Annotated in this window: 21 protein-coding genes and 2 pseudogenes; 7 read left to right on the forward strand and 16 right to left on the reverse strand. The window is 56.9% G+C overall.

The genetic code is table 11. The annotated features are described in order from the left end of the window. The first annotated feature begins 383 nt into the window (after positions 1 to 383). Positions 384 to 527 carry a hypothetical protein gene (locus tag JNB88_RS33595; RefSeq protein WP_223217187.1) on the forward strand — a complete coding sequence of 48 codons (144 nt, stop codon included), beginning with the start codon at positions 384 to 386 and terminating at the stop codon, positions 525 to 527. Between the two features lie 161 nt (positions 528 to 688). Here JNB88_RS33595 and JNB88_RS13765 read toward each other — a convergent pair whose 3' ends face one another. Next, complete coding sequence (locus JNB88_RS13765; RefSeq protein ID WP_220355931.1) at positions 689 to 1,252, reverse strand: DUF308 domain-containing protein; 564 nt, start codon at positions 1,250 to 1,252, stop codon at positions 689 to 691. Between the two features lie 117 nt (positions 1,253 to 1,369). Between JNB88_RS13765 and JNB88_RS13770 the strand changes: the two genes are divergently transcribed. Next, on the forward strand, positions 1,370 to 1,966 hold the full coding sequence (locus JNB88_RS13770; protein ID WP_220355932.1) for a TetR/AcrR family transcriptional regulator: 597 nt from the start codon (positions 1,370 to 1,372) through the stop codon (positions 1,964 to 1,966). A gap of 167 nt (positions 1,967 to 2,133) precedes the next feature. Here the strand turns inward: JNB88_RS13770 and JNB88_RS34600 are convergent, their stop codons facing one another. The 8 genes from JNB88_RS34600 to JNB88_RS13810 form a co-directional block, all read right to left on the reverse strand. Then, positions 2,134 to 2,499: a BA14K family protein gene (locus JNB88_RS34600; RefSeq protein WP_220355933.1), complete on the reverse strand. Its 366-nt coding sequence runs from the start codon at positions 2,497 to 2,499 to the stop codon at positions 2,134 to 2,136. A 382-nt stretch (positions 2,500 to 2,881) separates the two neighbouring features. Next, entirely contained in the window at positions 2,882 to 3,205 is a 324-nt protein-coding gene (locus JNB88_RS13780; RefSeq protein ID WP_220355934.1) for a hypothetical protein, read from the reverse strand. Positions 3,206 to 3,244: 39 nt separating this feature from the next. After that, the gene (locus tag JNB88_RS34605) at positions 3,245 to 3,742 is read right to left on the reverse strand and encodes a helix-turn-helix domain-containing protein (protein ID WP_420832188.1); all 498 of its coding nucleotides are present in this window, start codon (positions 3,740 to 3,742) and stop codon (positions 3,245 to 3,247) included. A gap of 416 nt (positions 3,743 to 4,158) precedes the next feature. Next, the gene (locus JNB88_RS13790; protein WP_220355936.1) at positions 4,159 to 5,142 is read right to left on the reverse strand and encodes an alpha/beta fold hydrolase; all 984 of its coding nucleotides are present in this window, start codon (positions 5,140 to 5,142) and stop codon (positions 4,159 to 4,161) included. 381 nt (positions 5,143 to 5,523) lie between these two features. Next, complete coding sequence (locus JNB88_RS13795; RefSeq protein ID WP_220355937.1) at positions 5,524 to 6,300, reverse strand: FadR/GntR family transcriptional regulator; 777 nt, start codon at positions 6,298 to 6,300, stop codon at positions 5,524 to 5,526. A 10-nt stretch (positions 6,301 to 6,310) separates the two neighbouring features. Further along, on the reverse strand, positions 6,311 to 7,591 hold the full coding sequence (locus JNB88_RS13800) for a TRAP transporter large permease (RefSeq protein WP_220355938.1): 1,281 nt from the start codon (positions 7,589 to 7,591) through the stop codon (positions 6,311 to 6,313). Between the two features lie 3 nt (positions 7,592 to 7,594). Continuing rightward, the gene (locus JNB88_RS13805) at positions 7,595 to 8,182 is read right to left on the reverse strand and encodes a TRAP transporter small permease (RefSeq protein WP_220355939.1); all 588 of its coding nucleotides are present in this window, start codon (positions 8,180 to 8,182) and stop codon (positions 7,595 to 7,597) included. 70 nt (positions 8,183 to 8,252) lie between these two features. Next, complete coding sequence (locus JNB88_RS13810; protein WP_220355940.1) at positions 8,253 to 9,230, reverse strand: TRAP transporter substrate-binding protein; 978 nt, start codon at positions 9,228 to 9,230, stop codon at positions 8,253 to 8,255. Between the two features lie 762 nt (positions 9,231 to 9,992). Between JNB88_RS13810 and uxuA the strand changes: the two genes are divergently transcribed. Next, on the forward strand, positions 9,993 to 11,168 hold the full coding sequence (gene uxuA / locus JNB88_RS13815) for a mannonate dehydratase (RefSeq protein ID WP_220355941.1): 1,176 nt from the start codon (positions 9,993 to 9,995) through the stop codon (positions 11,166 to 11,168). Positions 11,169 to 11,288: 120 nt separating this feature from the next. Here uxuA and JNB88_RS13820 read toward each other — a convergent pair whose 3' ends face one another. From JNB88_RS13820 to JNB88_RS13830, 3 genes are all read right to left on the reverse strand, one after another. Continuing rightward, positions 11,289 to 11,591: a hypothetical protein gene (locus JNB88_RS13820; RefSeq protein ID WP_220355942.1), complete on the reverse strand. Its 303-nt coding sequence runs from the start codon at positions 11,589 to 11,591 to the stop codon at positions 11,289 to 11,291. A gap of 267 nt (positions 11,592 to 11,858) precedes the next feature. Continuing rightward, a complete protein-coding gene (locus JNB88_RS13825) occupies positions 11,859 to 12,401 on the reverse strand; it encodes a hypothetical protein (RefSeq protein ID WP_220355943.1) in 543 nt (180 codons plus the stop codon). A 139-nt stretch (positions 12,402 to 12,540) separates the two neighbouring features. Then, positions 12,541 to 12,960, reverse strand: coding sequence for a hypothetical protein (locus tag JNB88_RS13830; RefSeq protein ID WP_037136235.1), 420 nt, complete (start codon positions 12,958 to 12,960; stop codon positions 12,541 to 12,543). 371 nt (positions 12,961 to 13,331) lie between these two features. Here JNB88_RS13830 and JNB88_RS13835 point away from each other — a divergent pair. After that, positions 13,332 to 13,644 (forward strand): annotated as a pseudogene (locus tag JNB88_RS13835) (DUF736 domain-containing protein). 205 nt (positions 13,645 to 13,849) lie between these two features. On the opposite strand, the gene JNB88_RS13840 reads toward JNB88_RS13835, so the two are convergent. The 4 genes and pseudogenes from JNB88_RS13840 to traC all read right to left on the reverse strand — a co-directional run bounded on the left by JNB88_RS13840 (position 13,850) and on the right by traC (position 16,784). After that, positions 13,850 to 14,101, reverse strand: a complete 252-nt coding sequence (locus JNB88_RS13840) for a WGR domain-containing protein (RefSeq protein ID WP_338110993.1) — start codon at positions 14,099 to 14,101, stop codon at positions 13,850 to 13,852. A 273-nt stretch (positions 14,102 to 14,374) separates the two neighbouring features. Then, positions 14,375 to 16,302 (reverse strand): annotated as a pseudogene (gene traG, locus JNB88_RS13845) (Ti-type conjugative transfer system protein TraG). Then, positions 16,289 to 16,504: a type IV conjugative transfer system coupling protein TraD gene (gene traD / locus JNB88_RS13850; RefSeq protein WP_220355944.1), complete on the reverse strand. Its 216-nt coding sequence runs from the start codon at positions 16,502 to 16,504 to the stop codon at positions 16,289 to 16,291. Before traD ends, traG begins: the two are co-directional and overlap by 14 nt. 4 nt (positions 16,505 to 16,508) lie before the next feature. After that, positions 16,509 to 16,784, reverse strand: a complete 276-nt coding sequence (traC, locus tag JNB88_RS13855; protein ID WP_220355945.1) for a conjugal transfer protein TraC — start codon at positions 16,782 to 16,784, stop codon at positions 16,509 to 16,511. 250 nt (positions 16,785 to 17,034) lie between these two features. Here traC and traA point away from each other — a divergent pair, with 250 nt between their 5' ends. From traA to JNB88_RS13870, 3 genes are read left to right on the forward strand one after another with little or no spacing between them, the layout of a single operon-like run. After that, positions 17,035 to 20,346: a Ti-type conjugative transfer relaxase TraA gene (gene traA, locus JNB88_RS13860; protein WP_220355946.1), complete on the forward strand. Its 3,312-nt coding sequence runs from the start codon at positions 17,035 to 17,037 to the stop codon at positions 20,344 to 20,346. Continuing rightward, the gene (gene traF / locus JNB88_RS13865; RefSeq protein WP_220355947.1) at positions 20,343 to 20,909 is read left to right on the forward strand and encodes a conjugative transfer signal peptidase TraF; all 567 of its coding nucleotides are present in this window, start codon (positions 20,343 to 20,345) and stop codon (positions 20,907 to 20,909) included. Before traA ends, traF begins: the two co-directional genes overlap by 4 nt. Next, positions 20,899 to 22,062, forward strand: coding sequence for a conjugal transfer protein TraB (locus JNB88_RS13870; RefSeq protein ID WP_220355948.1), 1,164 nt, complete (start codon positions 20,899 to 20,901; stop codon positions 22,060 to 22,062). The genes traF and JNB88_RS13870 overlap by 11 nt, the downstream gene beginning before the upstream one ends. Positions 22,063 to 22,066: the final 4 nt, after the last annotated feature.

Raw genomic sequence — 22,066 nt, forward strand, 5'->3', positions numbered from 1 at the left:
CGCAACCGCTTTTCTAGCCGCTACCTGGGTGGCAAAGGTGAACATTCGCGATCAAATCGAGTTCAAACCTGGGGCTACTACAACAGCGCCATCCCGATCGTGTTCAGTGTCGTCAACCTTGACGCAATGGCGGAAACAATTCTGGAAATACAGTACCATGAGTGGCAAAGCATATGTCGCCGTGTATCGAGTTACAGTGATCCAAGGAGGTCCAATTGCTATCGGCTGAACAAAAAAACGAGTTTCTCCAACTTTTCGACGCACGGCATCCTCCGAGTACAGGGGATGCAGACGCATACCTTGAGGTCGAGAGCTTCCGGATGTTCGCCGCCCTGGCGAACGGGGACTTGCTCGCAAGACTCGCGCTTTCCAGTAAGGAGACGATGGATCTGGCAGTAAATCCTGTCTGCGCAGCACGTCTTGCTGCGACAATCCTCGATCTCGTTCGCAAGTCAGGTGACTACGTTGTCGACCTCGCACTCTATGACGCACAAAGCGGCGAACAGTTGGCCAGACTTCGTCCTTAGTGCCTCGGCCCACTCGGCGTCTTGCCAGGCTATCTGACCTGCGGCCGGGGAGCCAATGTCAGAGCCTGGCATATGACAGGACGCGGACGGTCCTTGAGGAAGAAAAGCAAAATTGTGCCTAGCCTTCCTCATGGGAGCACATGCGACCGAACCTTACCCAGTCAAATCGCGGACCTTGCTTTACGACGAGAAGAGATCGTCAACCAGATTGCGGAAATCAGGAAGTAAAAGGCGCCAAAGCCAGCATACGGGGCGACGTCGAGAATCGATGGGGGCGTGGTACCGAGCGATTGGGTAATCATAAACCCGCCAGCCAGGCAAGACTGGCCCCCGCTCAGGATCATTGCCCACTGCGCACCATAGCCGCGCCACCGACGGATTCCGGTTGTCAGTTGAAGTGCACCGGATAGAATGGCCCAGACACCAAAGACGGCCAAGATAGCATATGTGCTCTTGGTCGCGGCCAAGACTACCGCGAGCGTCGTAACGGTACTGACGAAGATGTTGAGCGTTTGAGAGCTGTTTTCTTTAAAGCCGCCATTTGAACGGGCATCGACGTAATTGGCGACAGCATCCCATGCTGGATAGATGACAAGCAGTGCCGATACCAAGGTCGGGCTGCCGGTGAAGAGAACGGCGGCCGCTACCCACAAGATTGAGAAGGCTGCACGCACAGAGTAGTAGGATCGCAGCCAGTCTGACTGCGAGAGTGTTTGATTAGTCACAGTTGGCTCCATTTCTTATTGCCTACCTTCTAGTAGGTAGCTTTTAGCTTCATGTCAAGTTAACTGAAATCATCCACACTAGATTGACACCCTTCCTATCAGTAGATAGGCTAAATTATGGATACCGCGCCATCGACCTCGGACAAGATATTGGACATCGCGCAGTCTCTCGTTGTGAGGGGCGGCTACAATGGCTTCAGCTACGCTGATATCTCGGATGCCATTGGAATCCGCAAGGCGAGCATCCATCATCACTTTGCGACCAAGAACGAGCTGGTCGCGGTTCTCGTCGATCGATACACGCGGCACGCATCGGAAGGCCTCAAGGCCTTGGACGATAGGTTTCCAAACCCCCTCGACCGCCTGAAAGCTTATCTGAACTACTGGCAGGGATGCATCAAGGACGCATCGGCGCCGATCTGCGTCTGTGCTATGCTCGCCGGCGAGATGGCAATGTTGCCAGACGACATATCATCCAAGGTGCAAGCACACTTCGCGAGGCTAGCACAATGGCTGACTGCCGTCTTGAAGGCAGGTGTGGAACAAGGTTTGTTCCTGCTACCTAGAAAGCCCGGTGATGAGGCACAATTGTTCATGGCAGCGGTTCACGGCGCGATGCTGTCAGCGCGGGCTATGGACGATCCTAAGCTGTTTCGCGTTATCACAAAGCCACTCCTTGACCGTTTGACCGCTGACAGCGGTCGGGTTTTCTGACGGACTCGATGCTAAACCTAGTGTAGGCGGGTTTGAGGCGATCAAGCTCGCTCCCGCGCCTCCCCGGGGCGTTCAAAGCTACTTCGATGTCCCTGTTTAAGGTATTGTCCAGTCTCTGACCGGTGCACCGTTCCACTGGCTATGACGCGAAGACAGCGATACCACCATCAATAAGGTCCTACACACTGGCGACGAGGTCCGTAGTAGGGCTGGTAAGTATTGTCGAAAGCCCTGTAGGTACGATAGCGCCCATAGCACCAACTCACGTGGCTGCCACCTTCATAGGCTAGCGAAGGTGTATATTGGCGGTACCTGGTGCCGTAATATGGAGCACGGTACGGACCATATTGTGGTTGCGTCAAAACACCTCCGACGATGTCAGGGTAGACGCCGCCCCCTCCGTGACGCCACTGCACTGGTTCCATATACGGCGGCAGTTTAATCCCCGGGCTAATAGCCGGGAACGCTTGAGCTGGCGCAATGTTAAAGCCGCTTATGATGAAGCCAAACGCTACCAAGACTAGCCTAGCCATGCCTATCTCCTAAACGCCGGTTGAAAGATGCCCTACCCTCCCCGAGACCAACATCGGGGGCAGCATGACGATAACCGTTCCGCGAGGTCTCAACAATTGGTATTGCAAAGTCGGCATCGGAAGCGAATCTGAGCTCCGATATCAATCGGAACTGGCATATATCGGGACGGCGAGTTTCGGGATCAATCGCCTCGGGTGATGCATCGGGGCAACCCACAGGGCTCCAACCCGTTGACCCTGCTTTAGTATGAACGCGCCGCCGGTGGACAGGCGCTTCCGTCCAATGTAACGGGGCGACAAACGCCCGTCTGGCACAGCCGGCAGGCACGTCACAGACTTCCGTTGTTACTGTTCGTCGCGCGAGCCTTCATCGGCACACTGGTCACCGCGATTTCGGAATCCAAACTGAAAACGAGGTACTTGCAGCGATGGCCAGGAGAATTGCCGCAAACTGGTCAAGCCCCACCGCATGGAACCCTTCGACATGCCCCAGGACAAAGCTCGCGCAGGTCAAGACCACACAGGCAAGGCCGACGTAGGTAACAATGCCTTTGGGGAAAATCCTGGTCGAGAAAATGATGATCGGAATATAGAGAACTGTGATTACCGCGTCGAACGGCCCAAGGGTGCCCAGAAGAAACACCGCCGAGAGCGAGACCGGCACGGCAGCTAATACGAGGTTCTTGCGTAGTTGTTCGAATTGCATGTGAGGCCTCTCGTCGATTTCAGGGCACAGACATCTCGTCTAAAGAGCGGGACATAACACGGCAGCACTCGCCTTGACCTGCACTGAGGCCAGCCTGCCGGCTGTCCGCCAGTTTTTGGGCGTCAAGCCAAAGTGCCTCCGAAAGAGGCGGCAAAGATGCGCCTGGTCGGCCAGCCCGCAATCGAGCGCGATATCGCAAAGGGACAGATCAGTTAGACGAAGCAGTTCCTTTGCCAGCCGCATGCGGCATTTCAAAACGTACTGATAAGGCGATTGATTGAACGCCGCCTTGAAAACTGCCGCGAAGTGGCTGCTACTCAATCGAGCGATACGGGCAAGGTCATCAACGCGAATATCGCTCGCGAGATTTCCATCAATGAACTCCACCACTCTCTTGCGCTGCCATGGGGCCAAGGTCCCGCGGTTTCTTAACCGCTCCTCGGGATAGACGGAATTGTCTGGTCGGATACTCTTCTGAGCAAAGAGGACGAGACTCTGAGAGAGACGATTGGAGTCCGGATACCGCATCGATAGCATGCCCTGGTTGATCTAAGTCGGCCAAGTTTGCCGAGGCATAACCACGAGATCGATCAAACGAACGTCTTCTTCTTCTGGACCTTGGTATAGGTAATCCAAGCCCGGCTCAGCCATTCACCTACCACTTCGTTGATGGATCCTTCACCCGATTGCTGAACGAAGCTATGAACCCGGTTAGCATCCTGGTGGGCTGGATACGCAACGGGCTCTGCTATGCTGCCTACAGCATCCGTTTTGGCGCACGGTTGTGTTCCGGCAAGCAACAGATGATGCGTGAAGATCGAGCTTTGGGCTCTAGTACAATCGGACCCGCGCATCGGTGCATCCGGACTGCGCAATCACTGTGGCGATTATGGGTATTGCCAAGGAATGCGGCGCACTTAAGCGCACCGCATTTCTTCCACTGCCACTAGCTATCAACCCTTGATGAAGGCTAGCAGATCGGGATTGATGACGTCTGGATGAACGGTGAGCATCCCATGGGGATAGCCATCGTATATTTTCAGAACGCTACCCTTGATCAGCTCATGCTGGAGTAGACTGGCGTCCTTGTAGGGTACGACCTGATCGTCGCTGCCCTGCGTGACGAGTGCGGGTACGCGGATTGCCTTGAGATCCTCTGTCTGGTCGGTCTCAGAAAAAGCCTTTATGCCCTCGTATTGGGCCTGCGCACTTCCCATCATACCTTGCCGCCACCAGTTGTTGATGACGCCCTGTGAAACCTGCGCGCCAGAGCGGTTGAAGCCATAGAACGGGCCTGCCGCCACGTCGAGATAGAATTGCGCACGATTAGCGGCAAGAGCTTCACGAAATCCATTGAACACGTCGATCGGCGTTCCCTCCGGATTGCTAGGCGTCTTAAGCATGAGAGGTGGAACGGCGCTTACCAGGATCGCCTTTGCCACCCGCCCTTGCGGCTGTCCATGCTTTGCCACATAACGGGCAACTTCGCCGCCCCCCGTCGAGTGACCAATGTGGATCGCATTCTTGAGGTCCAGATGCTCAACTACAGCCGAGGCATCTGAAGCATAGTGATCCATATCGTTGCCATAAACGACCTGCGTCGAGCGACCGTGACCACGGCGGTCGTGAGCAACGACGCGATAACCCTTGCTAAGGAAGTACAGCATTTGGTTATCCCAATCATCCGCCGAAAGCGGCCAGCCGTGATGGAAGTGGATAGGTTGGGCGTCCTTTGGGCCCCAATCCTTGTAGAAGATTTCGACGCCATCTTTGGTTCTGACGAATTCACCGCCTAAGAAGGGGGCCTCAGAAGGTTTGCTGTGCTGACGCGTCTTTTCGCCAGCTAAGGCAGGAGCCGCTACCGCGGCGATCGAAGCAGTGGCCCCAGCAAATAGCGCTTGGCGGCGAGAAAGAGGCAGTTCGGTTTCGGTATGCATCCATATAACTCCATTTCCAAGTTTGGAGCTGTTACGATATGGTCGTTGCCGAAACCGGTATTGTTCATTTCTTGGATTTACGAGCGAGACAAGTCGCTTCGACAGGCAGGAGTGCCAACCTCAAAGACATCCACGCTCAGTTTCATTCCGATCGGCCAGGATATCGAGCGCCGCCCTTGGGGGGTATATTGGCTGGGGATTGATAGGGTTTGTCGCACCACGTCCAACGAACCCAAAACTGACCTACCGACAAGTCATCGTTGGGCCGAGGCAAATTGCCATCCTTGTCGAAAACGCTGACTGCAGCTCAGTGCGCCTCGAATGGCGCTTCGCCAAAGAGCTATAAACACCAACTCAAATGTCGCTCGTTGTACCGGAAAATCAGATCCGAGAGGTCGACCTTCGAGCCGCGTTGGAATATTTCGCTTGCTGGCCTGCCAAACGCTTGCGGTAGCGTTCCTGTGCCGACTGCAGGTGTGCGCGCATCGCCTCTCGCGCCGCCAACGGATCCCCCGCCGAAATGGCCTGTAGAATCTTTAGATGCTCGCTCTGCAAGCCACGGAGGTACTCATCGGACAGCACTTCCACCGAATACCAGGGCGAATTTGTGTCACATGGGATGGTGCGGTCCCCGAGCGCGTCGAGAATCTCAACGTAGAACGGATTGTTGGTGGCTGCTGCGATTTCCCGATGAAACTGGAAATCGGCCTTCCCCGTTGGTTCACCAAGCTCCAGAAGACGCTCAAACTCGAAGAACGCCTCCTGGATCCGCGCCTCCTGGGCCACGTTCCTACGCTGCGCGGCCAGACCTGCGCTTTCGATTTCAATCCCTGTGCGCACCTCGAGCATGTTGATGGCTTGGCTGATCTTGTTGCCAATGTCTGCGCTGATGGCGCTGATCTTGCCGGTAGGGTGATCGAGCACAAAGACCCCAGCGCCATGACGCGATTCGACGAGCCCGTCAGCGGCCAGCGCGGCAATCGCCTCGCGAACGACGGTACGGCTGACACCGAACATCTCCGTCATTCGGCTTTCAGTCGGCAGCTTTTCGCCGACGGTGAAGTCGCCGGAAATGATCTGGCTTCGCAGCGTATGGACGACGTTCTCGGAGAGCTTTGGCCGCCTCTCCACCCTCACATCTGTCCGAACAGCGCTCATCTTGGTCGACCTATCTAAATACCGAAGGGAGCCAGAGCGACAGCGCCGGAATGTAGGTGACGAGCAAGAGGACGACCACACCGGCCCCATAGAAGGGCCAAATGGAACGCATCGCCTCCCAAACGGTGATTTTGCCGACAGCACAGGCCACAAACTGGACGCCACCGACCGGCGGAGTGTTGAGGCCAATACCATAGTTGAGGATCATGATCACTCCAAAATGAACCGGATCAATACCATACGCCTGTACGATTGGCAGGAAGATCGGTGTGGTGATGATGATCGTCGGCCCCATATCCATAAATGTGCCGAGCAAGAGCATAATCACGTTCAGCAAGAGCAGGATAATGATCGGATTGTCCGAAATGGTCTGCATCCATGCAACCAGCGTAGCCGGCACGCGCAGGAACGCCATCAGCCACGAGAATGCTGCGGCCGTTCCAATGATCAACAGTACCATAGCGGTTGTGCGTACCGCACCCATCGTGGCATGGACGAAATCAGCCCAGGACATCTGGCGATAGACGAGAACGGTGACCAGCAATGCGTAGACAACGGCGATACAAGAGCTCTCCGTCGCTGTGAAAACGCCGGAGCGAACGCCGCCGAAGATAATCGCGATGAGCAGAAGGCCGGGAATGGCGATTGCAAACAGTTGTCCAACCATCGCAAAGCCCGGGAACCGCTCCGTGGGGTAGCCGCGTTTGCGCGCCACCAGGTAGGCGGTAACCATTAAGGCCCCAGCCAGCAGCAGGCCGGGAACGACGCCTGCGGTAAACAGGTCGGCTATCGAGATCTTTCCGCCCGCAGAAATCGAGTAGATGATCATATTGTGCGACGGCGGAAGCAGCAGCGCAATAAGGGCGGCCATCGACGTGACGTTAACGGCATAGTCTGCTCCGTAGCCACGAGCTTTCATCTGCGGGATCATCAACCCACCCACGGCAGCAGCCTCCGCCACTGCGGAGCCTGAAATTCCGCCGAAAAGTGTCGCGGTCACGATGTTGACCTGACCAAGTCCACCGCGCACATGACCGACGAGCGAAGCAGCAAATGCGACGATTCTTTGGGCGATGCCGCCCCGCACCATAAGGTCTCCCGAATAAATGAAAAACGGAATGGCCAATAGCGAGAAGACGCTCATTCCCGAGTTGAGCCGCTGAAACACAACCATCGGCGGCAGACCCATATAGAGCACGGTCGCAAAACTGGCGACGCCGAGACAGAAGGCAATCGGAGTACCAATCAACATCAGCAGGGTAAAGGCAGCGAAGAGTATCCAAAGTTCCATTGCTCAACCCTTTGCTGCGCCAGTCTTGGCGCCTTCACTCATTTCGGCATTTCCGAGTTCGATCGCGATTTCGGCCGGGGCGAGTTCATCGAGTTCCATATCGATTGGCGCACCCGAAAGGCGCAGCACGATCCGCTCAAGTGAGAAAAGAATGACCAGTATTCCGCCAGCGACGATCGGCATGTAGTCCCAACCGCCAGAAATGCCGAGCGATGGCAGGACTGTATTCCACGTCAGGCTGACGAGACTGCCTCCATAGACAACCATGCCCAGCCCAAAGGCAAAGATGACGCAATCGGAGATCATGCGAAGCCACTTTTTCGCTGAGGGCGGCAGCACATAGAGCAAGACATCGAAACCCATGTGATTGTTTTCGCGCACGCCAACAGCAGCGCCGAGGAAGATAAACCAGCTCATGATCATGACCGCGCCCGGTTCGGTCCAGCTGGGAGAATCATTCAATACGTATCGGCAGAAGACCTGCCAGGCGACGATGACGGTCATCAACACGAGACCGATGCCAGCCAACCACAAGGCCGCAGTATTGATCCGCGACAGGATCGACAACCCACTTTTCAATTCAACGTGCATGCCTTGTTCTCCGGGACCATGTGAGCGCCCATGCAAGGACGCCCACATCCATTGGTCTGCAGTTCAGGAATCACTGTACCGCCTGGACGTCCGCCACCATCTTCTTCAGCACGTCGTCGGTGACGTGCTTGTCGTAGACCGGCTTCATTGCATCCATGAAGCCCTGCTTCTCGACCTCGTTGACCTCAGAACCGACCTTCGCCACGTTTGCACGCGACTCCTCGGATTTCGCAGCCCAGAGCTCACGCTGCTTTGCCACGCTGTCCTTGGCGGCCTGCTTGAAGATTGCCTGATCCTCTGGCGTCAGCTTGTCGAAGGCGACCTTGTTCATAACGAACACCTCCGGAAGGATCGTATGTTGATCGAGCGAGTAGAATTTGGCGACTTCGGCGTGCTTGGCCGTATCGTAGCTCGGGAAATTGTTTTCCGCGCCGTCGATGACGCCGGTCTCTATCGATGAATAGACCTCACCGTAAGGCATTGGCGTGGCGTTGGCGCCGAGTGCCGCGACCATGTCGACGAAGATGTCAGACTGGATAACGCGGAACTTCATGCCTTTCATGTCCGCCACGGACTTGATCGCCTTCTGCTTGTTGTAGAACGAGCGGCTACCGGCGTCGTAAAAGGCCAGCGCCACCAGACCAGCTGGTTCAAATGCGGCCTTGATCTGGTCTCCGATCGGTCCGTCCATGACCTTGTGCATATGCTCCTCTGAACGGAAGATATATGGCAGTGCAGGCACGATTGTTTCCTTCACAGTGCCATTGAATGGCGCCATGGAAACCCGGTTCAATTCGATCACGCCGGATCGAACCTGCTCGATCGTGTCCTTCTCTTCGCCGAGTTGAGCGGAGTGATACACTTCGACGGCATAGCGGCCTCCCGTCCGCTCCTTTACCAGCTCACCGAAATACTTCACGCCCTCCACTGTCGGATAACCATCGGGATGCGTATCCGATGACTTCAAAACGGTCTGCGCATTCGCCACGCCAAGCGTCAGCAGCGACACTACGACAACACTGCCAAAGAGCTTTGAAACATTCCTCATTTGCTTCCTCCCAGTTGTGGGCTCCTCGCCCCTCTTGCCTAAAATCGACGAGCCTCCTCCGCGAGCGTGTAGGCCGGTTCGCATGCAAGCTCGTAAACCTCGCCCTCAGTCAGCGAGTCTTCGGCGACAACGCTGGCGAAACGCGCGCAGCCGATGCGGCGCCCCATGTTCTGATGTGGGCGCCCAAGGCAAAGGCAGCGATCCAAACTGATTGCAGTGAAGCCTCCAACCTGACTGATCTCGCGCGTTCGATCGGCTCAACGGATACGAGCGGAGATCGGCACGATGGCTGAGCAGTGCTACCGTCGCTTCATCAAGAGCGCGCGCAACCAAGCGCTTGTCCGTATCGGACGACAACGAGTCATCGAAGAAGATAAGTGCAGTCATCTCCAGTCGCTCCCCCAAACGACATCAATATCGCTAGAAGTGAAATCAGATTATGTCAACATACAAAAATTCCAATGTTGTATGATGACTATATTGCTGCCCATCGACGCTTGGTGTAGCCATTAATCACCAGCCAAGGAGGAGTGGCAGGATCATGACTGTTGAAAAGCAGCTCCCACCAGCGCCGCACGAGACCGGTGTCGCCGCCCGATTGCCATGTTGTGGTCCGGTCAGGAGAAGGTTGCTTTCAGGCGGTTTTGCTCGGGCGCCTGCTTGGTGCGCCAGCTCTGGAGCTGCGCCCCGCAGCCGATCATCTGTCAACCATTCCAACCAAGAGCCCACACGCCGGCTGTTGACCCAAGAAAGAAAAAGCCCATGAAACAGACCTGGCGATGGTTTGGTCCTGACGACCCCGTCCCGCTTGCACATGTCCGCCAGGCCGGAGCAAGTGGGGTGGTAACCGCACTCCATCATCTCAATGACGGACGAGCATGGCCGGCCGCCGAGGTGGCGCGCCGCAAGGCCGAGATCGAGGCCGCCGGCCTTGAATGGAGCGTTGTCGAAAGCATAATCGTGCATGAGGACGTGAAGACCCGGTCCGGGCGCTTCCGCGAGCTTATCGATAACTACAAAAGCTCCATTCGCGCTGTTGCCGCTGCGGGCGTGCGCACAGTTTGTTACAATTTCATGGCGATTACGGACTGGACGCGGACCGATCTAGAGTATCGCATGCCGCATGGTGGCACTGCGTTGCGCTTCGACGTTGTCGAATTCTGTGCCTATGACGTCCTAGTCCTGCAACGACCGGGTGCTGAAGCAGACCATCCGCCTGAGAGGATCAAAGCCGCGCGCGAGCGACTGGCGGGCATGGGTGAAGGAGACCTTGCCCGGCTGGAAAGAAATCTGATTGCGTGGGTGCCGGCTCGCGAATTCGTCTATGATCGCGCCAGCTTCCGCAACATGCTCGATCGCTACCGCGAGATTACTGCTGACGCGTTGCGCGCAAATCTTATCGAGTTCCTTCGAGAGATCGTCCCCGTTGCAGAAGAAGTGGGCGTGAAGCTTGCCATCCATCCCGACGATCCTCCCTTCCCCATTTTTGGCCTGCCACGCGTAGTCTCCAACGCCAGCGATGCGCGCGCGATCATCGATGGCGTCAAGTCTCCGTCAAATGGGATCACACTTTGTACCGGTTCCTATGGGGCAAATCGAAACAATGATCTCGTTGAGATGGCGCGCGAGTTCGGACCGGATATTCATTTTGCCCACCTTCGAAATGTCGCCCATGAGCCTGACGGTTCGTTTCATGAATCGGAGCATCTTGATGGGTATGTCGATATGGTCGGCGTGGTGAGAGCCTTGCTAACAGAAGAAAAACGTCGCGCTGACAGTGGACGCGCCGATGCGGTGATACCCATGCGGCCAGACCATGGCCATCAGATCCTCGACGACATTGGCAAGACGGTAAACCCCGGTTACTCGGCGATCGGCCGGCTTAAGGGGCTCGCTGAACTGCGCGGCATAATGCGCACTCTCGAATACAGCGCATGAGATAAGTAAGTTGCGACTTGGCGTAATCGGTCTTGGCCTGGCTTCTGCACTGCAACCTTGGCAGACCTTGCAGCACAGACACCAGGCAATTCCTTAGGAGGACGGTCGGTCAAAAAGCCCTTAGTGTCCCAGCCACTCGTACTCGGAGATGGAAGCCTTGCCTGATTTTTTGTCGTAAAGGCAGATAAGGTTAGTCATCTTCCTCGCTTTGCCACTTTTCTCGCGAAGAAGGATCGCGATCTTTCCTGTCGCATCGTCGAAGACCACCGGCGCAGTCGCTTCGGGGGAAACCATGCGGGACTGACCGATGCATGTGCCATTGGCCTTTGCAAAAAGCGCGTTCCAAGCCCCTTCGCTGGAGGCGCTAGCCAACCGTGTCAGGGAAAGAAGGCTCGCTGCTACAACGAGAGTGGTCTTCAGCATATCTGATTCCTCATGTCATTTCGAATCGCGCACACGGGTGGCGGCGCGTTGATTGCAAGAAACGATGGCACGATCACGACGACAGTTCGTGCGCCCGGCCAAAATAAACGTTTGTTGCAGCCCATCTACGTTACGTTGCGATCGCGCTGTGGACTTTTCTCTCCAGTCTCGGACTCGCTCGTAGGCGATGCTTCAGCGGCAGCTTCGAAGCGCTCATTCCATCAAACGGGCCCTTGTCAGATAAGAGCCGCGTACTCATCCAAGCGCTCAACTGGCCTCGAACCTGTCAAGCATCCTTCGCAATTGTGCATTTTGCTCAATCAGCTTTCTCGCTAATTGACGCCGCAACTGCTCGACCTCCGCATCAAGTTCAGCCATTTCGTCGATGAACGTGCCGGGGATGGACAAGTTTGCCGTCGCGCTGGTGGTGGACAAGGCTCCCTTGGCTGCAGGCACAACGCCGTTGGCGAGTCCTCTCGAGCCTCTGTGAGCTGTTACGACAGTGGTCTTGAGTGGCACAGGCTCCTCGACGGTAGCAGCATTGTTAGATTCCGAGGGCGCTTCTTCAACCGCGGGCTCAGCCGCAACATTCGAGACGGGTTTGTTCGAATTTAATGCCGTATCTTCCCTCGTGTCGACTTCGGAAGACGGATCAAGCGCCTCAGCGACGACGTCTTGAAGTGGAGTTTCATTCGCCGGAGATTGCTCGATTGCCGTTGCCTCTGTCACATCCGAATGTAATTCGTCAGATACTTCCGCATTCGGCTTGCGCGACACCAGATCGGCAACAAATCTCCATGGTGTTCTCATCGACCCTGAACCTTGGCATGTCGGCAGCATTGTGCCCAGCAATCTAAATGGACCAGGCCCAGTTATGGGCCTGGCGAACTCGATATCCTATTGACGATGGCGCGATGTCAAAAGTTGACTGCGCCTCTTTACTCCAGGGTTAGCCCTGGCCGAGACGCTTGCGCAGATCTGCATTTTCCGCGCGCAGCTTTTCGGAAAGCTGTTTGCGCAGCTGCTTGTTCTCTTCTTCAAGCTTGATGAGATCAGGCAAATCGTCAATGGACCCAACACGAGCAACGGCCTTCGGCGAAACTCCCTTTGATCGGGGAGCGCGACCAACCGTCTTCTTCGGTTCAGCGACTGCCTTCTCATCCTTGGCTGCAGCGAGCTTTGAACCGCGCTTCGCGCGCGTCTTCTTTGCGGGCTTCTCCGAAGGCATGGCCGATACCTCAGGGGTGATTGTTTCGGCTGCAACTCTCGGCCGCCGGGGCGCACGTGTCTTCTTTACGGCCGGCGCTGCGACCTGAGCCGCGGTCGCAACATCGTTACCAGCATTTTCATTCGTCGTCTCATCAGCCATCTGTGTTCTCCTCTGTCAGGCGCATAAGCATTCGTTTCGCCTTTACTTGATGTCAATCAATAGGACCAGCATAAACACAAAACAAGGAACGCAAAACCAGCCATGTGCCATTTCCTTACATGAAACGAAGCGGATCAGCCTATCGCTGCCACGATGAACCAGGTCCGATCGGGAAAGCGGTTTGGCCCCGATCTCCCTTGTGAATTGAAAGCTCCAAATTTCTTGGGCCCAGCGCCTCCACCCTAGCACTTCTGCGACTTGCCGCCTGCCATTACATTCCTGCCTTATCAGCTGCGGTCCCATCGTCTCCGATGTTGCGATCGCCATCTAGGCCGCGATGAGCGCGGCCAACAACGGAAAGGAATAATTAAATGGCTACCATCGGCACATTCACCTCATCCGAAAACGGGTTCACCGGAACGATCCGTACTCTCGCCCTCAACGTTAAGGCCCGCATTGCACGGGTCGAAAACGGCTCTGACAAAGGCCCCCAATTCCGTATTTACAACGGGGGCCGTGGAATTCGGAGCGGCATGGCAAAAGCGCTTTCCGGAGAGCGATCGCGACTACCTCTCCGTCAAGCTCGACGATCCAAGCTTCCCGGCACCGATTTACGCAACTCTTGCCGAGGTGGAAGGCACCGAAGGCTTCCAGTTGATCTGGTCCCGTCAGAACCGAGACTAATAAATCCACCCTCTGGTCTGTAAAGACGCCCCTTCCCAATCAATACAGAAAATCCGGAACGGCATTAGGCCCTCCGGCTTTTCCTGTTGTGAAATGGAACCGCAAATTGCCGTCCTTGACTCTTTCACGAGTGGAACGTCGATACGGTCGATGAGGAAGACCGCGGGCAGCTGTCGAAAGGTTGAGCGAGTTGCCTCGAAAGCCATTATTGGGGGCGGACCGTCCGGTATCCGCGGGTGCGCTTTTGCCTGAGGATTTTTAAGAAGCGTTCCACTGCATCGCACTCCTTGGCGAAGTACTGGACCATTGTCTGGCCGCGCGCGCCGATCCGCCCCCAGCGCCGTGTGAGGCAAACCTCGCCGAACAGATTGGCTTCGATGTTCATCACGTAGAAGCGCGCCATGTTTTTCGCCGGGTCCGTGCGTTCGATGTAAAGCTGGTAGGGCTGTGTGAGCATGCAAGCATGATCGCCCGACCAGTGGTTTACGTCCAACGAGAGATATGAATCGATCGTGGCCGACCGATTCATTTCCGTGAAGTCAGGATGACGAGATAACCATGGCGAGCCGCAGCCGGTAAACAACGACGGTCGCAAGCGGCACGAAGTTCGGTTTGAGGTTCCCAACCGCGTTCATTAGTGCTGAACGCTTTCGGGTAGGCCACTTCAACCGAGTGCTTTGGAGATTGTCCCCTGCCGCCGCACCGCTCTCGAAGTCGCTCTAATGGCCAGTTAATCGTCGATCGTGCCTTGCGGGTTGCGAGGTGCATGAAACCGATTGTTGACAACGCACGATGTCATGTCGGCGCGACGAAACCAGAGCGCACGTCCGCATCTGAGCGGCGCGTTGCCCGCGGTGAACACAATCTGCTCATCCGCGCGCATGCGTAGAACCTCGTAAGGCTGTATCAGCGGTCTCGAGGCAAGTTGCTTGGACCGCGTCCGCGACGATCCACGTGACTGGAAACTGCGGCTGACCTGGTCGATCTCGACCGTCGTCGTACCGCACCGCCCTGAGATATAATCGGCTGTCTCCGGATCATTGATTGCCGCAAAAGAAATCCAGCTTGCACTCTCGAACCATTTGCTGGACGCGTCGCGCCCGCCATAGGTTTCGCGCAGCTGCCCAATGGACTGGTAAATCATTGTCAGCGTGATGCCGTATTTTCGGCCGGCGTCGCGCGCCGTTTCAAGAATACGCATGTAACCAAGCCGTGCCGCTTCATCGAGGAGGAAGAGCGACCGTCCCTCAACTGCCCCATCTCGATTATAGATCGCATTGAGGAATGAGCCGATAATAACCCGTGCGAGGCCGGAATGGATTTCCAGCGTCTTCAGGTCGATGTTGATGAAGATGTCCGTTTGCCCGGTCGCGACGACATCGGTCTTGAAGGTCGAACCAGACACCAGCGCCGCATAGTTAGGATAGGACAGCCAGTGCGTTTCCTTGATGGCATTTGCATAGACGCCACTAAATGTTTCCGGCGTCATGTTCACGAACGCCGCGACATTCTTCTTCACAAAGTCCGACCCGGAATTTTCGTAGATTTCTTGTAGCCGCTTACGCAGCACCTTTTCAGGCTCTGACAGATTGGCGCGAACCTGTCGAAGCGTCTGGTTCTCCTCCGTAGTGTGGCCAGACAGGCAAACATCATCGATCATCACCGTTAGAAGCTGGAGCCCCGAGGCGCGGAAGAAGTCGTCACGCAAGCCGTCTGCCCTGCCGCTGTCGCTCATGATCCAGGATGCCACGGATGCACTGTCCTCCTCCTTCGTTGTGCCGTGCTTGCCAATCAGTCGAGGACATTGACCCCGATCTCCGACCGTTTCGGATCGAGCATCCACGCGTCGCGCCCGGCGCTTTTTCGATGCTCAATGACCATCGGTGCAATTTCGTGGACGCATCGAGCACAACCAGCGATCCGCCCCACTTTAGTGCTGTCGGGATCGACACAGAGGTCGGCTGAAACCTCCGGAACCGGGAAAGACAATTCCGTGCGAGGAACCAAAGTCGCAGTTGAAGCATAGGAGCGGAGACTTGCCGCCAGCACCTCACGTCGTCCGATCATCAGCGCGAAAGGATTTCATCGCACAGTTATCACGATCAACCCGTAGCGCTCGCCGATAACAATCCCGCCAGTTGCTGGGAAAAGCGCCTCAGCCTCGGTCAGGCTCATCCAGTCGGCCGCGCCGTGCAACGCGCGCTTACCCCTGACCCGCTTTGGTTCAGATCGGGCAAGCGCGGCATTGCCCATCAGCGCGACCCGAAGGGCAAAGCCAGTCGCAACAAGCACTGCTGCCGCCTCGGCAATTGTCGATGGATCAACATAGGATAGGGCTGTCTTGCCCGCGGGCACATAAGTGGACAGGGCAGAAAGTCTATGTGCTTCACGGGAGAACGCTATCCCGATTATCGTCATCCCGCCAACCATTGTGCCGCGCCCTGCCACCTTGATGTTTGCCGAACCGGCATTGGCAAACAGGAAAAGGATTCCGCTGATGGCGGCCAGCACGTAGGGCGCGGCGATGCCCACGTGACCGAGGATCACCCTTGCCTTGTCCGATGACGAAAGCCAGTGTTCTACGCCCGACAATCCATTCACCAACGCAATCATAAAGGCGGTCGGTGCCAGGAAGAGGGGAAGCCTACTCAAGGTCATCACTGAAGGCCTGAGCTCCGATGGACGTAAGCCGCGCACGTTCGGTATCGTCGCCGGTAATGCGTTGTCTTATGTCAACCAATGCGCCCAGAAGGAGCGCCCGTTTCTCATATCGAAGGCCAGCCTTCACCATGAGGCCACCGAGTTCGATTTTCTCGCGGGTGTCCTTCTTCCGCGCTTCCGATATTGCTGATCTCGCCATCCGCTCAACCCTCGACAACGCCGCCCGCAACCGCACCAGGGTCCCCCGTCTGGGGACTTGGTGCCTTCTTGTCCCCCGCGCCCTCCCCTTTTCCACCGCGAAAGCGTTTCGCCACAGTCTCGAAGGCCGCTTGAAGCTCTGCCTCGTTGATCTCCATGTCACCAAGGCCAGCTTTGAGCGCAATCCGCCCAATGCGCTCGGCCTCTCTCGCTTCGGCATGACGTAGCTGGTCCTGGAGTCTGGCAATCTCGTCGCGGATCTTCGAAGATGGCTTCTTCATCACTTCTCGTCCTTGTCTGGTTTTCGAGTTTGAGCGTGGTCAGATTCCAACAGATCGTGGTGTCGATCTACTAGCAAAAATGCGAGTTGGCGCAGCCAACGCTTTTAAGCATCATCCCGGCCGTTCGACAGGACGGCATCCAAGGGCGCAATTATACGTCGCTGCCGCGACGTGTTGCTAACCTCCTGGCGGGGCCGCCGCTCCTGACGCGCACATCGGATCTGTTCAACTTCAGGAGCGCATTGCCGCCGTGGCCGTCCCCCATTTCTCCGTCACCATCCTCGCGCGCGGCGCCGGCCGCAGCGCTGTCATGTCGGCGGCCTACAGGCATTGCGCCAGGATGGAATTCGAGCGCGAGGCCCGGACGGCCGACTATACGCGTAAGCAGGGACTTCTTCATGAGGAATTCCTTATTCCTGAGGATGCGCCGGAATGGCTTCGGGTGATGACCGCGAACCAATCGGCTTCTTCTGCCTCCGAAGCATTCTGGAATGCGGTCGAAACCTTCGAGAAGCGGGCCGATGCTCAGCTCGCCAAGGACATGACCCTGGCCCTGCCGATCGAGCTGTCGGCCGAGCAGAACATTGCCTTGGTTCGGGACTTTGTCGAACGGCATATCACCGTCAACGGCATGGTGGCTGACTGGGTTTATCACGATGCTCCGGGCAATCCGCATATTCATTTGATGACGACGCTGCGTCCGCTTGCGGAGAATGGCTTCGGGGCTAAAAAGGTCGCCTTGACTGGTCCGGACGGTAACCCGCTGCGCAACGACGCTGGTAAAATCGTCTACGAGCTTTGGGCAGGTGACGTCGATCAATTTAATGCCCTACGGGATGGATGGTTTGCCTGTCAAAACCGGCAGCTTGCACTTGCAGGGTTCGCCATTCACGTCGACGGCCGCTCTTATGAGAAACAGGGCATCGAGCTGACACCGACTATTCATCTTGGTGTCGGCACAAAGGCAATCGAGCGGAAAGCGGCCGGATCAGACCACGAGGTAGCGCTTGAAAGGCTCAAGCTGCAGGAAGTGCTTCGTGCCGATAATGCCAGACGTATCCAGAACAATCCAGATATCGTTCTCGATCAGATTGCGCGCGAGAAGAGCGTCTTCGACGAGCGTGATATCGCCAGGATCTTGCATCGCTATATCGATGACGACTGCCTGTTCCAAAGCCTGATGGCGCGGATCCTTCAACGCCCGCAAACTGTGCGGCTCGACCGCGAACGGATCGAGTTTGCGACAGGGCTCAGGTCGCCGGCCAAATACACAACGCGGGAATTGATCCGGCTGGAGGCGGAGATGGCCAGTCGGGCAATCTGGTTATCACGACGGTCATCGCATGGTGTCCACACCCGTATTCTCGCGGCGACTTTCAGAAGCCATTTGCGCTTGTCGGAAGAGCAAAAGACGGCAATTGAGCACGTTGCTGGATCAAAGAGGATCGCGGCTGTCATTGGCCGTGCCGGCGCCGGTAAGACGACGATGATGAAGGCGGCACACGAAGCCTGGGAAAAGGCGGGCTACCGCGTTGTCGGTGGAGCGCTTGCCGGCAAGGCCGCTGAGGGTCTGGAAAAGGAAGCGGGTATCCTCTCCCGCACGCTGTCATCGTGGGAACTACGCTGGAGAAAAGGTCGCAACCAGCTCGACGAGAAGACTGTTTTTGTTCTTGATGAAGCCGGAATGGTTTCGTCAAGGCAGATGGCTCTTCTTACCGAAGCGGTGACGAAGTGTGGTTCGAAGCTGGTCCTGGTCGGAGATCCCGAACAACTGCAACCGATCGAGGCGGGGGCTGCCTTTCGCGCCATTACCGATCGTATTGGCTATGCCGAACTCGAAACAATTTACCGTCAGAAAGAGCAATGGATGCGGGACGCATCGCTTGACCTCGCACGTGGCAAAGTCGCGGACGCGCTCGCTGCCTACCGGGCAAAGGGCAGAATGATAAGCTCGGAGTTGAAAGCGGAGGCTGCCGACAGACTGATCGCAGATTGGAGCCGTGACTACGATCCGGCGAAGTCTTCTCTTATCCTGACCCATCTGCGTCGCGACGTTCGGATGCTGAACGAGCTTTCTCGCTCAAAGTTGTTTGAGCGAGGGATTATCGACGGGGGAGCAGCCTTCAGGACCGATGACGGCAAGCGCATGTTCGCCGCCGGCGAACAGATCATTTTCCTCAGGAACGAGAGCTCGCTCGGCGTCAAGAATGGCATGCTTGCCAAGGTCGTCGAGGCTACTACAGGGCGGATGATCGTGGCGGTCGGCGAGGGTAACGATCGCCGTCAGATTACAATCGAGCAACGCTTCTACGACAATGTGGATCACGGTTACGCGACGACGATCCACAAGAGCCAGGGTGCGACCGTCGATCGCGTCAAAGTACTCGCTTCACTGTCGCTCGACAGGCACCTCACATATGTCGCGATGACCCGTCATCGCGAGGATCTCGAGGTCTACTACGGCCGCCGTTCCTTTGCCAAAGCTGGAGGCATGGTTACGCTCCTTTCGCGCCAAAACGCGAAGGAGACGACCCTCGACTACGCCGGCGGCCCCTTCTACCGGCAGGCGCTCCGCTTCGCCGAGGCCCGTGGTCTGCATCTCGTCAACGTCGCCCGCACCTTGCTCCGCGACCAGCTCGAATGGACCGTAAGGCAGCGCGCGAGGGTGGCTGACTTCGGTGCGCGGCTGGCGGCGATCAGCGTCAGAATCGGCCTTCTTTCATCAAATGCACAACCATCGCCACACAATGTTGCCAAGGAGCTAAAGCCCATGGTCTCTGGTATCACGACGTTCCCGAATTCGATCGATCAGGCGGTGGAGGAAAAGCTCGCTGCCGACCCCAGTCTAAAGAAGCGGTGGGACGATGTCGCGACCCGCTTCGCCCTCGTCTATAACAAGCCTCAGACGGCATTTAGGGCCGTTGATGTCGATAGATTCTTTGCCGACAAGGCTTCGGCGACGACAACGCTTTTTAAAATAGCCAATGAGCCGGAGAGCTTCGGTACGCTGAAGGGCAAGACTGGTCTCCTTGCCAGCAAGGGCGACAGGCAGGATCGCTCTACAGCCCTCCTTAATGCTCCAGCACTTGCGCGGAACCTCGAGCACTACATGACAGCTCGCGGGAACGCAGAGCACAGGCATAGAGTCGAAGAGCTCAGCGTTCGCGCCAGAGCGTCAATCGACATCCCCGCCCTGTCACCTGACGCGAAACTGGTTCTTGAGCGAGCTCGCGATGCGTTCGATCGGAACGACCTCCAGTCGGGTCTGGAGTTTGCCCTTGTCGACAAACAAGTAAAGGCGGAGCTGGACAGTTTTGCAAACGCCGTTTGCGTGCGTTTCGGCGAGCGCACTTTTCTCGGAATCGCATCAAAGAGCCCGGACGGCGCGACGTATCGGTTGGTCACGTCGGGCATGACACCCTCACAGAAGTCCGAGATCAGGAGCGCCTGGGAGTGCATGCGAGCGGTTCAGCAACTCTCCGCTCACGAACGGACCGTGACTGCGATCAAAGAGGTGGAAGCGCTTAGGCAGACAAAGAGTAACGGACTTTCCCTCAAATGATTTCCGTGCGCGCCAGCTCAGCTATCTGGGCCCCGCTTCGTCGGCCTCTCCTCCTTCTACCGACCGTTATTATCTTGACGGTTCCGGTGGGCCTGCTAGCGGGTGGTCTCGTCGGCTTCAGGGTCAATCTGACGCCGAGCGAACCGCTAGGTCTATGGTATGTCCAGCCGCTCAAGCGCCCCGTGGCGGTAGGAGATCGTGTGTTTGTCTGCCCTCCGCAGAGCAAGGCAATGCACCTTGCCCGGGAACGCGGATACCTGCGTGGAGGTCTTTGCCCGAGCGGCTATGCCCCGCTCATTAAAACAATCGTTGCAACCGCAGGACATCGGGTTGACGTCGACCGTGTGGTCGCGATCGACGGAGTGACACTGGCCCATTCTACGCTATTGCGGCGGGACGGGAAGGGTCGAACGCTGACTGCATATACCGGAGGAATGATCTCGGCGGGCGAGGTCTTTGTGCATTCGAGCTTCGCGGGTTCCTACGATTCTCGCTATTTCGGTCCGGTGCCGGCCCCCGGCATTCTCGGTCTTGCTGAGGAAGTCCTTACCTATGCGCCGTGAATACGCTTGTGATGGAGTGCTTGCTGTCGCAGCCTTGGCGACCGGGTGTCTTGCGTGGAGCGGTCATGTGCTCCTGCTTCCCGCTTCAATGTTGTTTCCGTTCCTGTGGTCGATGACGTCACATAGGAGCGCCGCCGCGGTCGTTTCGGCCGTTTATTTTCTTGCCGCATCGCGTGGCTTGCCACAAGGCGTTGTCACCTACTACGGGTCGGACCTGTGGCCTGGCCTGCAACTATGCCTTCTTGCCTCTAGTTCGTTCGTTGTCGTCCATACCGTTTTATGGGAGAGGCAACGCGGACTGCGAAAGGGCTGGCGCTACCTCGTCGTCTGTATCTTGATGGCAACTCCGCCATTTGGCATCCTGGGATGGGCTCATCCCATCACGTCTGCCGGCGTCCTTTTTCCGGGTTGGGGATGGATGGGACTTGCCGCGACCCTCGCAGCACTCGCGTTCATGACGACGCTGGCATCTCCAGTCGTCGCTATCGTCCTTTCAGGTTTCTGGATCTGGTCTGCAACTCACTGGACCTCGCCTCCTGTCCCGCCGCACTGGAAAGGTGCAGATTTGACTCTAGGCGCCAGCCTGGGGCGAGACGCCAGTCTGATACGACAGCAACAACTGGCTACAAGGCTTAAAGGCGAGATCGAAGGTGCGGCTGTCGTGGTCCTACCAGAGAGTGCGCTCGGTCTCTGGACCCCAACCGTTGAACGGTTCTGGACGCGGCAGCTCAAAGGCTCGGATCTGACCATGATCGCCGGCGCAGCGATTGTGAATGGCTTCGGCTACGACAACGTTCTTGTTGACGTCGATCGGAAGGGAGCCCGCATCGCTTATCGCGAACGGATGCCCGTTCCCGGATCGATGTGGCAACCGTGGTTGGCATGGTTCCACGGCAGCGGTGGAGCCCGCGCGCATTTCTTTGCCAACCCCGTCATCGACATCGGTGCAGCAAGGGCTGCACCGTTGATCTGCTACGAACAGCTCATCATTTGGCCCGTGCTCCAATCGATGCTCTACGAGCCGCACGTCATTGTCGCGGTCGCAAACAGCTGGTGGACCGTCGGAACTTCAATCGGCGACGTCCAGCGCGCGAGTGCCCAAGCGTGGGCGCGCCTCTTTGGCACATACCTCGTTGTTTCCTTCAACACGTGAGTGG

Origin of the sequence: Rhizobium cauense (assembly GCF_019511525.1) — a bacterium.
In the GTDB taxonomy this organism is placed as follows: domain Bacteria; phylum Pseudomonadota; class Alphaproteobacteria; order Rhizobiales; family Rhizobiaceae; genus Rhizobium; species Rhizobium cauense.

Coding starts and splice junctions, on each gene's coding strand:
- JNB88_RS13825 (WP_220355943.1), bottom strand. CDS start 12,401: ATGAGAACACCATGGAGATTTGTTGCCGATCTGGTGTCGCGCAAGCCG.
- traC (WP_220355945.1), bottom strand. CDS start 16,784: ATGAAGAAGCCATCTTCGAAGATCCGCGACGAGATTGCCAGACTCCAG.
- JNB88_RS34605 (WP_420832188.1), bottom strand. CDS start 3,742: ATGCTATCGATGCGGTATCCGGACTCCAATCGTCTCTCTCAGAGTCTC.
- JNB88_RS13870 (WP_220355948.1), top strand. CDS start 20,899: ATGCGCCGTGAATACGCTTGTGATGGAGTGCTTGCTGTCGCAGCCTTG.
- JNB88_RS13840 (WP_338110993.1), bottom strand. CDS start 14,101: ATGCTCACACAGCCCTACCAGCTTTACATCGAACGCACGGACCCGGCG.
- JNB88_RS13780 (WP_220355934.1), bottom strand. CDS start 3,205: ATGCAATTCGAACAACTACGCAAGAACCTCGTATTAGCTGCCGTGCCG.
- uxuA (WP_220355941.1), top strand. CDS start 9,993: ATGAAACAGACCTGGCGATGGTTTGGTCCTGACGACCCCGTCCCGCTT.
- JNB88_RS13795 (WP_220355937.1), bottom strand. CDS start 6,300: ATGAGCGCTGTTCGGACAGATGTGAGGGTGGAGAGGCGGCCAAAGCTC.
- JNB88_RS33595 (WP_223217187.1), top strand. CDS start 384: ATGGATCTGGCAGTAAATCCTGTCTGCGCAGCACGTCTTGCTGCGACA.
- JNB88_RS13805 (WP_220355939.1), bottom strand. CDS start 8,182: ATGCACGTTGAATTGAAAAGTGGGTTGTCGATCCTGTCGCGGATCAAT.
- JNB88_RS13810 (WP_220355940.1), bottom strand. CDS start 9,230: ATGAGGAATGTTTCAAAGCTCTTTGGCAGTGTTGTCGTAGTGTCGCTG.
- JNB88_RS13830 (WP_037136235.1), bottom strand. CDS start 12,960: ATGGCTGATGAGACGACGAATGAAAATGCTGGTAACGATGTTGCGACC.
- traD (WP_220355944.1), bottom strand. CDS start 16,504: ATGGCGAGATCAGCAATATCGGAAGCGCGGAAGAAGGACACCCGCGAG.
- JNB88_RS13770 (WP_220355932.1), top strand. CDS start 1,370: ATGGATACCGCGCCATCGACCTCGGACAAGATATTGGACATCGCGCAG.
- JNB88_RS13790 (WP_220355936.1), bottom strand. CDS start 5,142: ATGCATACCGAAACCGAACTGCCTCTTTCTCGCCGCCAAGCGCTATTT.
- JNB88_RS13820 (WP_220355942.1), bottom strand. CDS start 11,591: ATGCTGAAGACCACTCTCGTTGTAGCAGCGAGCCTTCTTTCCCTGACA.
- traF (WP_220355947.1), top strand. CDS start 20,343: ATGATTTCCGTGCGCGCCAGCTCAGCTATCTGGGCCCCGCTTCGTCGG.
- JNB88_RS13800 (WP_220355938.1), bottom strand. CDS start 7,591: ATGGAACTTTGGATACTCTTCGCTGCCTTTACCCTGCTGATGTTGATT.
- JNB88_RS34600 (WP_220355933.1), bottom strand. CDS start 2,499: ATGGCTAGGCTAGTCTTGGTAGCGTTTGGCTTCATCATAAGCGGCTTT.